13 protein-coding genes are annotated in these 12,874 nt (G+C 50.0%); 11 read left to right on the top strand and 2 right to left on the bottom strand.

Annotation, left to right across the window (positions count from 1 at the left end; all coding sequences use genetic code 11):
- The first annotated feature begins 136 nt into the window (after positions 1 to 136).
- On the top strand, positions 137 to 2,734 hold the full coding sequence (gene topA, locus C1P89_RS05090; protein ID WP_005154109.1) for a type I DNA topoisomerase: 2,598 nt from the start codon (positions 137 to 139) through the stop codon (positions 2,732 to 2,734).
- 209 nt (positions 2,735 to 2,943) lie between these two features.
- Complete coding sequence (gene cysB / locus C1P89_RS05095) at positions 2,944 to 3,918, top strand: HTH-type transcriptional regulator CysB (RefSeq protein WP_000776253.1); 975 nt, start codon at positions 2,944 to 2,946, stop codon at positions 3,916 to 3,918.
- A gap of 249 nt (positions 3,919 to 4,167) precedes the next feature.
- Here cysB and C1P89_RS05100 read toward each other — a convergent pair.
- A protein-coding gene (locus tag C1P89_RS05100; protein ID WP_094096600.1) for an IS1-like element IS1A family transposase occupies positions 4,168 to 4,865 on the bottom strand; the annotation gives its coding sequence in 2 pieces (ribosomal slippage) (positions 4,168 to 4,616 and positions 4,616 to 4,865; 699 coding nt in all).
- A gap of 147 nt (positions 4,866 to 5,012) precedes the next feature.
- Between C1P89_RS05100 and C1P89_RS05105 the strand changes: the two genes are divergently transcribed.
- The 4 genes from C1P89_RS05105 (at position 5,013) to acnA (ending at position 8,371) form a co-directional block, all read left to right on the top strand.
- The gene (locus C1P89_RS05105) at positions 5,013 to 5,153 is read left to right on the top strand and encodes a YmiA family putative membrane protein (protein WP_001300896.1); all 141 of its coding nucleotides are present in this window, start codon (positions 5,013 to 5,015) and stop codon (positions 5,151 to 5,153) included.
- A gap of 2 nt (positions 5,154 to 5,155) precedes the next feature.
- Positions 5,156 to 5,323: a YciX family protein gene (locus C1P89_RS05110; RefSeq protein WP_001297116.1), complete on the top strand. Its 168-nt coding sequence runs from the start codon at positions 5,156 to 5,158 to the stop codon at positions 5,321 to 5,323.
- Between the two features lie 113 nt (positions 5,324 to 5,436).
- Entirely contained in the window at positions 5,437 to 5,532 is a 96-nt protein-coding gene (gene ymiC / locus C1P89_RS05115; RefSeq protein WP_001310756.1) for a small membrane protein YmiC, read from the top strand.
- Positions 5,533 to 5,695: 163 nt separating this feature from the next.
- Positions 5,696 to 8,371: an aconitate hydratase AcnA gene (gene acnA, locus C1P89_RS05120; RefSeq protein WP_000099508.1), complete on the top strand. Its 2,676-nt coding sequence runs from the start codon at positions 5,696 to 5,698 to the stop codon at positions 8,369 to 8,371.
- Between the two features lie 63 nt (positions 8,372 to 8,434).
- Here acnA and ribA read toward each other — a convergent pair whose 3' ends face one another.
- Positions 8,435 to 9,025, bottom strand: coding sequence for a GTP cyclohydrolase II (gene ribA / locus C1P89_RS05125; RefSeq protein ID WP_001176296.1), 591 nt, complete (start codon positions 9,023 to 9,025; stop codon positions 8,435 to 8,437).
- Positions 9,026 to 9,194: 169 nt separating this feature from the next.
- On the opposite strand from ribA, the gene pgpB reads away from it, so the two are divergent.
- The 5 genes from pgpB (at position 9,195) to yciH (ending at position 12,848) form a co-directional block, all read left to right on the top strand.
- A complete protein-coding gene (pgpB, locus tag C1P89_RS05130) occupies positions 9,195 to 9,959 on the top strand; it encodes a phosphatidylglycerophosphatase B (RefSeq protein WP_001256545.1) in 765 nt (254 codons plus the stop codon).
- A gap of 148 nt (positions 9,960 to 10,107) precedes the next feature.
- A complete protein-coding gene (lapA, locus tag C1P89_RS05135) occupies positions 10,108 to 10,416 on the top strand; it encodes a lipopolysaccharide assembly protein LapA (RefSeq protein ID WP_000876297.1) in 309 nt (102 codons plus the stop codon).
- A 6-nt stretch (positions 10,417 to 10,422) separates the two neighbouring features.
- The gene (lapB, locus tag C1P89_RS05140; protein WP_000891353.1) at positions 10,423 to 11,592 is read left to right on the top strand and encodes a lipopolysaccharide assembly protein LapB; all 1,170 of its coding nucleotides are present in this window, start codon (positions 10,423 to 10,425) and stop codon (positions 11,590 to 11,592) included.
- 192 nt (positions 11,593 to 11,784) lie between these two features.
- A complete protein-coding gene (pyrF, locus tag C1P89_RS05145) occupies positions 11,785 to 12,522 on the top strand; it encodes an orotidine-5'-phosphate decarboxylase (protein ID WP_000176278.1) in 738 nt (245 codons plus the stop codon).
- Positions 12,522 to 12,848, top strand: a complete 327-nt coding sequence (yciH, locus tag C1P89_RS05150) for a stress response translation initiation inhibitor YciH (RefSeq protein WP_001295580.1) — start codon at positions 12,522 to 12,524, stop codon at positions 12,846 to 12,848. Before pyrF ends, yciH begins: the two co-directional genes overlap by 1 nt.
- The last annotated feature ends 26 nt before the right edge of the window (positions 12,849 to 12,874 follow it).

Genomic DNA, 12,874 nt, shown 5'->3' on the forward strand with positions numbered 1-12,874 from the left:
CTGAATTTTCGTGAACAGAGTCACGACAAGGGGTTGATATCCGCAGAGAACGAGTCCATATCGGTAACTCGTTGCCAGTGGAAGGTTTATCAACGTGCGACGCATTCCTGGAAGAATCAAATTAGGTAAGGTGAATATGGGTAAAGCTCTTGTCATCGTTGAGTCCCCGGCAAAAGCCAAAACGATCAACAAGTATCTGGGTAGTGACTACGTGGTGAAATCCAGCGTCGGTCACATCCGCGATTTGCCGACCAGTGGCTCAGCTGCCAAAAAGAGTGCCGACTCTACCTCCACCAAGACGGCTAAAAAGCCTAAAAAGGATGAACGTGGCGCTCTCGTCAACCGTATGGGGGTTGACCCGTGGCACAATTGGGAGGCGCACTATGAAGTGTTGCCTGGTAAAGAGAAGGTCGTCTCTGAACTGAAACAACTGGCTGAAAAAGCCGACCACATCTATCTCGCAACCGACCTTGACCGCGAAGGGGAAGCCATTGCATGGCACCTGCGGGAAGTGATTGGGGGTGATGATGCGCGCTATAGCCGAGTGGTGTTTAACGAAATTACTAAAAACGCGATCCGCCAGGCATTTAACAAACCGGGTGAGCTGAATATTGATCGTGTTAATGCCCAGCAGGCGCGTCGCTTTATGGACCGCGTGGTGGGGTATATGGTTTCGCCGCTGCTATGGAAAAAGATCGCTCGTGGTCTGTCTGCCGGTCGTGTGCAGTCGGTGGCGGTTCGCCTGGTGGTCGAGCGTGAGCGTGAAATTAAAGCGTTCGTGCCGGAAGAGTTCTGGGAAGTCGATGCCAGCACGACCACGCCATCTGGTGAAGCGTTGGCGTTACAGGTGACTCATCAGAACGACAAACCGTTCCGTCCGGTCAACAAAGAACAAACTCAGGCTGCGGTAAGTCTGCTGGAAAAAGCGCGCTACAGCGTGCTGGAACGTGAAGACAAACCGACAACCAGTAAACCTGGCGCTCCTTTTATTACCTCTACGCTGCAACAAGCTGCCAGCACCCGTCTTGGATTTGGCGTGAAAAAAACCATGATGATGGCGCAGCGTTTGTATGAAGCAGGCTATATCACTTACATGCGTACCGACTCCACTAACCTGAGTCAGGACGCGGTAAATATGGTTCGTGGTTATATCAGCGATAATTTTGGTAAGAAATATCTGCCGGAAAGTCCGAATCAGTACGCCAGCAAAGAAAACTCACAGGAAGCGCACGAAGCGATTCGTCCTTCTGACGTCAATGTGATGGCGGAATCGCTGAAGGATATGGAAGCAGATGCGCAGAAACTGTACCAGTTAATCTGGCGTCAGTTCGTAGCCTGCCAGATGACCCCAGCGAAATATGACTCCACGACGCTGACCATTGGTGCGGGCGATTTCCGCCTGAAAGCACGCGGTCGTATTTTGCGTTTTGATGGCTGGACAAAAGTGATGCCTGCGTTGCGTAAAGGCGATGAAGATCGCATCTTACCAGCAGTTAATAAAGGCGATGCTCTGACGCTCGTTGAACTTACACCAGCCCAGCACTTTACCAAGCCGCCAGCCCGTTTCAGTGAAGCATCGCTGGTTAAAGAGCTGGAAAAACGCGGTATCGGTCGTCCGTCTACCTATGCGTCGATCATTTCGACCATTCAGGATCGTGGCTACGTGCGAGTAGAAAATCGTCGTTTCTATGCGGAAAAAATTGGCGAAATCGTCACCGATCGCCTTGAAGAAAATTTCCGCGAGTTAATGAACTACGACTTCACCGCACAGATGGAAAACAGCCTCGACCTGGTGGCAAATCACGAAGCAGAGTGGAAAGCTGTACTGGATCACTTCTTCTCGGATTTCACCCAGCAGTTAGATAAAGCTGAAAAAGATCCGGAAGAGGGTGGTATGCGCCCGAACCAGATGGTTCTGACCAGCATTGACTGCCCGACTTGTGGTCGCAAAATGGGGATTCGCACAGCGAGCACCGGGGTATTCCTTGGCTGTTCTGGTTATGCGCTGCCGCCGAAAGAGCGTTGCAAAACCACCATTAACCTGGTGCCGGAAAACGAAGTGCTGAACGTACTGGAAGGCGAAGACGCTGAAACCAACGCGCTGCGCGCAAAACGTCGTTGCCCGAAATGCGGCACGGCGATGGACAGCTATCTCATCGATCCGAAACGTAAGTTGCATGTCTGTGGTAATAACCCAACCTGCGACGGTTACGAGATCGAAGAGGGCGAATTCCGCATTAAAGGTTATGACGGCCCGATCGTTGAGTGTGAAAAATGTGGCTCTGAAATGCACCTGAAAATGGGGCGTTTCGGTAAATACATGGCCTGCACCAACGAAGAGTGTAAAAACACACGTAAGATTTTACGTAACGGCGAAGTGGCACCACCGAAAGAAGATCCGGTGCCATTACCTGAGCTGCCGTGCGAAAAATCAGATGCTTATTTCGTGCTGCGTGACGGCGCTGCGGGTGTTTTCCTGGCTGCCAACACTTTCCCGAAATCGCGTGAAACGCGTGCGCCACTGGTGGAAGAGCTTTATCGCTTCCGCGACCGTCTGCCGGAAAAACTGCGTTATCTGGCCGATGCGCCACAGCAGGATCCGGAAGGTAATAAGACCATGGTTCGCTTTAGCCGTAAAACCAAACAGCAATATGTCTCTTCGGAAAAAGACGGAAAGGCGACTGGCTGGTCAGCATTTTATGTTGATGGCAAATGGGTTGAAGGAAAAAAATAACCTTTAATTCTGTCAGGTTTTTATAAACAAAGGGTCGCGAAAGCGGCCCTTTTTTATTGCATATTATTTTTTCTTCACACCTATACACTAAGGCTATAAATGATATAGTGGTTATAGTTAGCACCTTTTTTATTATTAAATCGTATTAGTCACCCGCCAGGTGTGACGAAAAAACGATGTTCTGATGGCGTCTAAGTGGATGGTTTAACATGAAATTACAACAACTTCGCTATATTGTTGAGGTGGTCAATCATAACCTGAATGTCTCATCAACAGCGGAAGGACTTTACACATCACAACCCGGGATCAGTAAACAAGTCAGAATGCTGGAAGACGAGCTAGGCATTCAAATTTTTTCCCGAAGCGGCAAGCACCTGACGCAGGTAACGCCAGCAGGGCAAGAAATAATTCGTATCGCTCGCGAAGTCCTGTCGAAAGTCGATGCCATAAAATCGGTTGCCGGAGAGCACACCTGGCCGGATAAAGGCTCACTGTATATCGCCACCACGCATACCCAGGCACGCTACGCGTTACCAAACGTTATCAAAGGCTTTATTGAGCGTTATCCCCGCGTTTCTTTGCATATGCACCAGGGCTCGCCGACACAAATTGCTGATGCCGTCTCTAAAGGCAATGCTGATTTCGCTATCGCCACAGAAGCGCTGCATCTGTATGAAGATTTAGTGATGTTACCGTGCTACCACTGGAATCGGGCTATTGTAGTCACTCCGGATCACCCGCTGGCAGGCAAAAAAGCCATTACCATTGAAGAACTGGCGCAATATCCGTTGGTGACATATACCTTCGGCTTTACCGGACGTTCAGAACTGGATACTGCCTTTAACCGCGCAGGGTTAACGCCGCGTATCGTCTTCACGGCAACGGATGCTGACGTCATTAAAACTTACGTCCGGTTAGGGCTGGGGGTAGGGGTCATTGCCAGCATGGCGGTGGATCCGGTCGCCGATCCCGACCTTGTGCGTGTTGATGCTCACGATATCTTCAGCCACAGTACAACCAAAATTGGTTTTCGCCGTAGTACTTTCTTGCGCAGTTATATGTATGATTTCATTCAGCGTTTTGCACCGCATTTAACGCGTGATGTCGTTGATGCGGCTGTCGCATTGCGCTCTAATGAAGAAATTGAGGTCATGTTTAAAGATATAAAACTGCCGGAAAAATAATTTCTTGCGTTATTTTCGGCACCTTTTATGTAGCGAAGGTGCCGGAATATATTCTCTTTTGTTACTTATTTCTATACCGTGCACAATATTTTTATCCCTCATATTTATAGGGTAAATTACCTGTAAAGTAGTGTCTAATTACCCGCCTCGCAAACTCCAGTTTTCAAATATCTATTTCAGGTCAAAAGATTGAATTATTCACTGGAGACGATTCGTAAATTCGCTGGATTTTTGGGTAATGACTCCAACTTATTGATAGTGTTTTATGTTCAGATAATGCCCGATGACTTTGTCATGCAGCTCCACCGATTTTGAGAACGACAGCGACTTCCGTCCCAGCCGTGCCAGGTGCTGCCTCAGATTCAGGTTATGCCGCTCAATTCGCTGCGTATATCGCTTGCTGATTACGTGCAGCTTTCCCTTCAGGCGGGATTCATACAGCGGCCAGCCATCCGTCATCCATATCACCACGTCAAAGGGTGACAGCAGGCTCATAAGACGCCCCAGCGTCGCCATAGTGCGTTCACCGAATACGTGCGCAACAACCGTCTTCCGGAGACTGTCATACGCGTAAAACAGCCAGCGCTGGCGCGATTTAGCCCCGACATAGCCCCACTGTTCGTCCATTTCCGCGCAGACGATGACGTCACTGCCCGGCTGTATGCGCGAGGTTACCGACTGCGGCCTGAGTTTTTTAAGTGACGTAAAATCGTGTTGAGGCCAACGCCCATAATGCGTGCAGTTGCCCGGCATCCAACGCCATTCATGGCCATATCAATGATTTTCTGGTGCGTACCGGGTTGAGAAGCGGTGTAAGTGAACTGCAGTTGCCATGTTTTACGGCAGTGAGAGCAGAGATAGCGCTGATGTCCGGCAGTGCTTTTGCCGTTACGCACCACCCCGTCAGTAGCTGAACAGGAGGGACAGCTGATAGAAACAGAAGCCACTGGAGCACCTCAAAAACACCATCATACACTAAATCAGTAAGTTGGCAGCATCACCGATTTTTGACTAAAGTTTCTTTAGGATTTGTCTCATCGTATGATTAATTACACCAATCGTTCAACGTCTTGCTGATAAGTGATGGCGATTATATGAGGTTAGCAATGCCTTCTGGAAATCAGGAACCCCGCCGCGATCCTGAATTAAAACGTAAAGCCTGGCTGGCGGTTTTTCTTGGTTCTGCACTTTTCTGGGTGGTTGTCGCACTGCTGATTTGGAAAGTGTGGGGATAACTATGGTCGGTCAGGAGCAACTGGAGTCGTCACCATTATGCCAGCATAGTGACAATGAAACAGAAACGAAACGGGAATGTTCCGTCGTTATTCCAGACGACTGGCAACTAACATCGCAGCAGCAAGCCTTTATAGAACTGTTTGCTGAAGATGATCAGCCGAAACAATAATTATCATCATTCTTATTACCCATTTTTAATGAATTAAAGGGCTTTTAATACACCGCAGCAATAACAGCTTGAGTTATCTCAACACAAAATAATAACCGTTAAGGGTGTAGCCTATGATCAACACAAATATGAAATATTGGTCCTGGATGGGCGCGTTTTCTCTGTCGATGCTCTTCTGGGCCGAACTCCTCTGGATCATTACTCACTGATCCTTGACCCCGCTGCGGCGGGGTTGTCATTTGCTTTGCCACAAGGTTTCTCCTCTTTTATCAATTTGGGTTGTTATCAAATCGTTACGCGATGTTTGTGTTATCTTTAATATTCACCCTGAAGAGAATCAGGGCTTCGCAACCCTGTCATTAAGGAGGAGCTATGTCGTCAACCCTACGAGAAGCCAGTAAGGACACGTTGCAGGCCAAAGATAAAACTTACCACTACTACAGCCTGCCGCTTGCTGCTAAATCACTGGGCGATATCACCCGTCTACCCAAGTCACTCAAAGTTTTGCTCGAAAACCTGCTGCGCTGGCAGGATGGTAACTCGGTTACCGAAGAGGATATCCACGCGCTGGCAGGATGGCTGAAAAATGCCCATGCTGACCGTGAAATTGCCTACCGCCCGGCAAGGGTGTTGATGCAGGACTTTACCGGCGTACCTGCCGTTGTTGATCTGGCGGCAATGCGCGAAGCGGTTAAACGCCTCGGCGGCGATACTGCAAAGGTTAACCCGCTCTCACCGGTCGACCTGGTCATTGACCACTCGGTGACCGTCGATCGTTTTGGTGATGATGAGGCATTTGAAGAAAACGTACGCCTGGAAATGGAGCGCAACCACGAACGTTATGTGTTCCTGAAATGGGGAAAGCAAGCGTTCAGTCGGTTTAGCGTCGTGCCGCCAGGCACAGGCATTTGCCATCAGGTTAACCTCGAATATCTCGGCAAAGCAGTGTGGAGTGAATTGCAGGACGGTGAATGGATTGCTTATCCGGATACACTCGTTGGTACTGACTCGCACACCACTATGATCAACGGCCTTGGCGTGCTGGGGTGGGGCGTGGGTGGGATCGAAGCAGAAGCCGCAATGTTAGGCCAGCCGGTTTCCATGCTTATCCCGGACGTAGTGGGCTTTAAACTTACCGGTAAATTACGTGAAGGTATTACCGCCACAGACCTGGTTCTCACTGTTACCCAAATGCTGCGCAAACATGGCGTGGTGGAGAAATTCGTCGAATTTTATGGTGATGGTCTGGATTCACTACCGCTGGCGGATCGCGCCACCATTGCCAATATGTCGCCAGAATATGGTGCCACCTGTGGCTTCTTCCCAATCGATGCTGTAACCCTCGATTACATGCGTTTAAGCGGGCGCAGCGAAGATCAGGTTGAGTTGGTCGAAAAATATGCCAAAGCGCAGGGCATGTGGCGTAACCCGGGCGATGAACCGATTTTTACCAGTACGTTAGAACTGGATATGAATGACGTTGAAGCGAGCCTGGCAGGGCCAAAACGCCCACAGGATCGCGTTGCACTGCCCGATGTACCAAAAGTATTTGCCGCCAGTAACGAACTGGAAGTGAATGCCACGCATAAAGATCGCCAGCCGGTCGATTATGTTATGAACGGACATCAGTATCAGTTACCTGATGGCGCTGTGGTCATTGCTGCGATAACCTCGTGCACCAACACCTCTAACCCAAGTGTGCTGATGGCTGCAGGCTTGCTGGCGAAAAAAGCCGTAATTCTTGGCCTCAAGCGGCAACCGTGGGTCAAAGCGTCGCTGGCACCAGGCTCGAAAGTTGTTTCTGACTATCTGGCAAAAGCGAAACTGACACCGTTTCTCGACGAACTGGGGTTTAACCTTGTGGGATACGGTTGTACTACCTGTATTGGTAACTCTGGGCCGCTGCCCGATCCTATCGAAACGGCAATCAAAAAAGGCGATTTAACCGTCGGTGCAGTGCTGTCCGGCAACCGTAACTTTGAAGGCCGTATCCATCCGCTGGTTAAAACCAACTGGCTGGCCTCGCCGCCGCTGGTGGTTGCCTATGCGCTGGCGGGAAATATGAATATCAACCTGGCTTCTGAGCCTATTGGTCATGATCGTAAAGGCGATCCGGTTTATCTGAAAGATATCTGGCCATCGGCACAAGAAATTGCCCGTGCGGTAGAACAAGTCTCCACAGAAATGTTCCGCAAAGAGTACGCAGAAGTTTTTGAAGGCACAGCAGAGTGGAAGGAAATTAACGTCACACGATCCGATACCTACGGTTGGCAGGAGGACTCAACCTATATTCGCTTATCGCCTTTCTTTGATGAAATGCAGGCAACACCAGCACCAGTGGAAGATATTCACGGTGCGCGGATCCTCGCAATGCTGGGGGATTCAGTCACCACTGACCATATCTCTCCGGCGGGCAGTATTAAGCCCGACAGCCCAGCGGGTCGATATCTACAAGGTCGGGGTGTTGAGCGAAAAGACTTTAACTCCTACGGTTCGCGGCGTGGTAACCATGAAGTGATGATGCGCGGCACCTTCGCCAATATTCGCATCCGTAATGAAATGGTGCCTGGCGTTGAAGGGGGGATGACGCGGCATTTACCTGACAGCGACGTAGTCTCTATTTATGATGCTGCGATGCGCTATAAGCAGGAACAAACGCCGCTGGCGGTGATTGCCGGGAAAGAGTATGGTTCAGGCTCAAGCCGTGACTGGGCGGCAAAAGGTCCTCGTCTGCTTGGAATTCGTGTGGTGATTGCCGAATCGTTTGAACGAATTCACCGTTCGAATTTAATTGGCATGGGCATCCTGCCGCTGGAATTTCCGCAAGGCGTAACGCGTAAAACGTTAGGACTAACCGGGGAAGAGAAGATTGATATTGGCGATCTGCAAAATCTACAACCCGGTGCGACGGTTCCGGTGACGCTTACGCGCGCGGATGGTAGCCAGGAGGTCGTACCCTGCCGTTGTCGTATCGACACCGCGACGGAGTTGACCTACTACCAGAACGACGGCATTTTGCATTATGTCATTCGTAATATGCTGAAGTAACAAATATTTGCTTGCCGGTTATTTTGCTTCCGGCAAGCAAATTAATTCCACAATGCGAGAGGGTTATTTGTTCAGCAAATGACCCATTTTCTCGGCTTTGGTATTGAGATAATGTTCGTTATTGGGGTTACGACCTACAATCAATGGTACGCGTTCAACAATATTAATCCCTGCTTCGGTCAGAATTTCGACTTTTTTCGGGTTATTGGTTAACAAGCGGACTTCATTGACGCCAAGGAGTTTGAACATATCAGCGCAAAGAGTGAAGTCGCGCTCATCAGCGGCGAAGCCTAACTGATGGTTAGCCTCTACGGTATCGTAACCTTGATCCTGCAGTGCGTAAGCGCGGATTTTATTCAGCAGACCAATGTTACGACCTTCCTGACGGTGATACAGCAAAATACCACGGCCTTCCTCGGCAATTTGCGTCAATGCCGCTTCGAGCTGGAAGCCACAATCGCAGCGCAAGCTGAACAGGGCGTCACCGGTCAGACATTCGGAATGGACGCGCGCAAGTACCGGGGTATGCCCGGAAATATCGCCATAGACTAGCGCGACATGATCGTGTCCGGTTGCCAGTTCTTCAAATCCCACCATCAGGAAATCGCCCCATGGGGTTGGCAGTTTGGCTTCTGCCACACGTTTAAGCTGCATGAAATTCTCCAGATAATGCTGGTTCTGTATTGGCTTATTTTGCCATAACGAGAAGGGGTTCACCTAATCACGACGCGTCGATCGTTCACGGAATGGCACAAATCTGTCAATTTTTCCTGGAACTGGCGTTTTCAGTTATGATTGTGGGACTTATCAAAAAGGAGAGGCCATGCGTTCGATTGCCAGACGTACCGCAGTGGGAGCTGCACTATTGCTTGTCATGCCAGTAGCCGTATGGATTTCTGGCTGGCGTTGGCAACCTGGAGAACAAAGTTGGCTACTAAAAGCGGCTTTTTGGGTTACTGAAACTGTCACCCAGCCCTGGGGCGTCATTACACATTTGATTTTATTCGGCTGGTTTCTCTGGTGTCTGCGTTTTCGCATTAAGGCTGCCTTTGTATTATTTGCCATTCTGGCGGCCGTAATCATTGTGGGACAAGGCGTTAAATCCTGGATCAAAGACAAAGTCCAGGAACCACGACCTTTTGTTATCTGGCTGGAAAAAACACATCATATTCCGGTTGATGAGTTCTACACTTTAAAGCGAGCAGAACGCGGAAATCTAGTGAAAGAACAGTTGGCTGAAGAGAAAAATATCCCACAATATTTGCGTTCACACTGGCAGAAAGAGACGGGGTTTGCCTTTCCTTCCGGTCACACGATGTTTGCTGCCAGTTGGGCACTGCTGGCCGTTGGTTTGCTGTGGCCGCGTCGGCGAACGTTAACCATTGCTATCTTGCTGGTCTGGGCAACGGGAGTCATGGGAAGCCGCCTGCTGCTCGGGATGCATTGGCCACGCGATCTGGTAGTAGCTACGTTGATTTCGTGGGCGCTGGTGGCGGTGGCAACGTGGCTTGCGCAACGAATTTGTGGGCCATTAACACCACCTGCGGAAGAAAATCGCGAAATAGCGCAACGAGAACAAGAAAGTTAACGCTGGTTGATTTTCCGAATTTAGCCCTTAAATCATCAACAATGCGCGTGGATGCCATTTCGCAGACGGCGCGAAAATGGTACTTTAAAGGGCTATTGCGGTAAGTTGACCATAATTTATTCGCTTTAACCACATAACGGGAAGTAATGTGAAATATTTACTCATTTTCTTACTGGTGTTAGCGATCTTCGTGATTTCGGTCACGTTGGGTGCGCAGAACGATCAACAGGTGACGTTTAATTATCTGTTAGCGCAAGGGGAGTACCGTATTTCCACATTGCTGGCGGTATTGTTTGCTGCGGGGGTTGCTATCGGTTGGTTGATTTGTGGCCTGTTCTGGCTGCGAGTTCGTGTTTCCCTGGCGCGCGCTGAACGTAAAATAAAGCGACTGGAAAACCAGCTTTCACCCGCGACTGACGTGGCTGTAGTGCCGCACTCGTCAGCGGCGAAGGAATAACTTTCTATGCTGGAGTTGTTGTTTCTGCTTTTGCCTGTAGCCGCTGCCTATGGCTGGTATATGGGCCGCAGAAGTGCGCAACAAAACAAGCAAGATGAAGCCAACCGCTTGTCGCGTGATTACGTAGCGGGGGTTAACTTCCTGCTTAGTAATCAACAGGATAAAGCGGTAGACCTGTTTCTCGATATGCTTAAAGAGGATACAGGCACCGTTGAAGCCCACCTTACGCTCGGAAACCTGTTCCGTTCGCGTGGCGAAGTTGATCGCGCTATTCGCATCCATCAGACCCTAATGGAAAGCGCCTCACTGACCTATGAACAGCGTCTGTTGGCGATTCAACAACTGGGGCGTGATTACATGGCCGCCGGGTTATACGACCGCGCGGAAGACATGTTCAATCAGCTGACCGATGAAACTGACTTCCGCATTGGCGCGCTGCAACAGTTGCTACAAATCTACCAGGCTACCAGCGAGTGGCAGAAAGCAATTGATGTTGCCGAACGCCTGGTGAAGCTGGGTAAAGATAAACAGCGCGTCGAAATTGCCCATTTCTACTGTGAGTTAGCCCTGCAGCATATGGCCAGCGACGATCTCGATCGTGCCATGACCTTGCTAAAAAAAGGGGCGGCGGCAGATAAAAACAGCGCCCGCGTATCCATCATGATGGGACGCGTGTTTATGGCGAAAGGAGAATACGCCAAAGCCGTCGAAAGTTTGCAACGCGTGATATCCCAGGACAGAGAACTGGTCAGCGAAACGCTGGAAATGTTGCAAACCTGCTATCAGCAGTTGGGTAAAACTGCCGAATGGGCAGAATTCCTGCAACGCGCGGTGGAAGAGAACACCGGTGCCGATGCTGAATTGATGCTTGCTGATATCATCGAAGCGCGCGACGGTAGTGAGGCCGCACAGGTCTATATTACGCGCCAGCTTCAGCGTCATCCGACCATGCGTGTGTTCCATAAGTTAATGGATTACCACTTAAATGAAGCGGAAGAAGGGCGTGCCAAAGAGAGCCTGATGGTGCTGCGTGACATGGTTGGCGAAAAGGTACGTAGTAAGCCTCGTTATCGCTGCCAGAAATGTGGTTTTACCGCATACACCCTCTACTGGCATTGTCCGTCTTGTCGGGCCTGGTCAACCATTAAACCGATTCGCGGTCTTGATGGCCTGTAATTTTTAAAAAAATCCGACTTTAGTTACAACATACTAGTTATTGATGTTCCATTGTGCTCCGGCAACGACGGAGCAGAAAAAGCCTGCCAGGGGAAAAATCGCAACTGTTAATTTTTTATTTCCACGGGTAGAATGCTCGCCGTTTACCTGTTTCGCGCCACTTCCGGTGCCCATCATCAAGAAGGTCTGGTCATGACGTTAACTGCTTCATCTTCTTCCCGCGCTGTTACGAATTCTCCTGTGGTTGTTGCCCTTGATTATCATAATCGTGATGACGCGCTGTCCTTTGTCGACAAGATCGACCCACGCGATTGTCGTCTGAAGGTCGGCAAAGAGATGTTTACATTGTTTGGGCCACAGTTTGTGCGCGAACTTCAACAGCGTGGTTTTGATATCTTTCTTGACCTGAAATTCCACGATATTCCTAACACTGCAGCGCACGCTGTCGCTGCTGCAGCTGACTTAGGCGTGTGGATGGTGAATGTTCATGCCTCTGGTGGGGCGCGTATGATGACCGCAGCGCGTGAGGCACTGGTTCCGTTTGGCAAAGATGCACCGCTTTTGATTGCTGTGACAGTGTTGACCAGCATGGAAGCCAGCGACCTGGTCGATCTTGGCATGACACTGTCACCTGCAGATTATGCAGAACGTCTGGCGGCACTGACGCAAAAATGTGGCCTTGATGGTGTGGTGTGTTCTGCTCAGGAAGCTGTGCGCTTTAAACAGGTATTCGGTCAGGAGTTCAAACTGGTTACGCCGGGCATTCGTCCGCAGGGGAGTGAAGCTGGTGACCAGCGCCGCATTATGACGCCAGAACAGGCGTTGTCGGCTGGTGTTGATTATATGGTGATTGGTCGCCCGGTAACGCAATCGGTAGATCCAGCGCAGACGCTGAAAGCGATCAACGCCTCTTTACAGCGGAGTGCATGATGAGTGATTCCAACAGCCGTCTGGTCTACTCAACGGAAACCGGACGTATTGATGAGCCCAAAGCGGCCCCTGTACGCCCTAAAGGCGACGGTGTGGTGCGTATTCAGCGTCAGACCAGTGGACGTAAAGGTAAGGGCGTTTGCCTGATTACCGGTGTCGATCTCGATGATGCCGAACTGACAAAACTTGCAGCGGAACTGAAGAAAAAATGCGGCTGCGGCGGAGCAGTTAAAGATGGAGTTATTGAAATCCAGGGCGATAAGCGTGATTTATTAAAATCACTACTTGAAGCGAAAGGGATGAAGGTAAAACTCGCAGGCGGTTAACATAAAAAGCCACGGATATATCCGTG

The sequence above is a fragment of the Shigella sonnei genome, from assembly GCF_002950395.1.
Taxonomy (GTDB): domain Bacteria; phylum Pseudomonadota; class Gammaproteobacteria; order Enterobacterales; family Enterobacteriaceae; genus ECMA0423.

Excerpts from the sequence above, each read along its gene's own strand:
- topA (WP_005154109.1), top strand. The coding sequence starts at position 137 with ATGGGTAAAGCTCTTGTCATCGTTGAGTCCCCGGCAAAAGCCAAAACG.
- cysB (WP_000776253.1), top strand. The coding sequence starts at position 2,944 with ATGAAATTACAACAACTTCGCTATATTGTTGAGGTGGTCAATCATAAC.
- C1P89_RS05105 (WP_001300896.1), top strand. The coding sequence starts at position 5,013 with ATGAGGTTAGCAATGCCTTCTGGAAATCAGGAACCCCGCCGCGATCCT.
- C1P89_RS05110 (WP_001297116.1), top strand. The coding sequence starts at position 5,156 with ATGGTCGGTCAGGAGCAACTGGAGTCGTCACCATTATGCCAGCATAGT.
- ymiC (WP_001310756.1), top strand. The coding sequence starts at position 5,437 with ATGATCAACACAAATATGAAATATTGGTCCTGGATGGGCGCGTTTTCT.
- acnA (WP_000099508.1), top strand. The coding sequence starts at position 5,696 with ATGTCGTCAACCCTACGAGAAGCCAGTAAGGACACGTTGCAGGCCAAA.
- ribA (WP_001176296.1), bottom strand. The coding sequence starts at position 9,025 with ATGCAGCTTAAACGTGTGGCAGAAGCCAAACTGCCAACCCCATGGGGC.
- pgpB (WP_001256545.1), top strand. The coding sequence starts at position 9,195 with ATGCGTTCGATTGCCAGACGTACCGCAGTGGGAGCTGCACTATTGCTT.
- lapB (WP_000891353.1), top strand. The coding sequence starts at position 10,423 with ATGCTGGAGTTGTTGTTTCTGCTTTTGCCTGTAGCCGCTGCCTATGGC.
- pyrF (WP_000176278.1), top strand. The coding sequence starts at position 11,785 with ATGACGTTAACTGCTTCATCTTCTTCCCGCGCTGTTACGAATTCTCCT.
- yciH (WP_001295580.1), top strand. The coding sequence starts at position 12,522 with ATGAGTGATTCCAACAGCCGTCTGGTCTACTCAACGGAAACCGGACGT.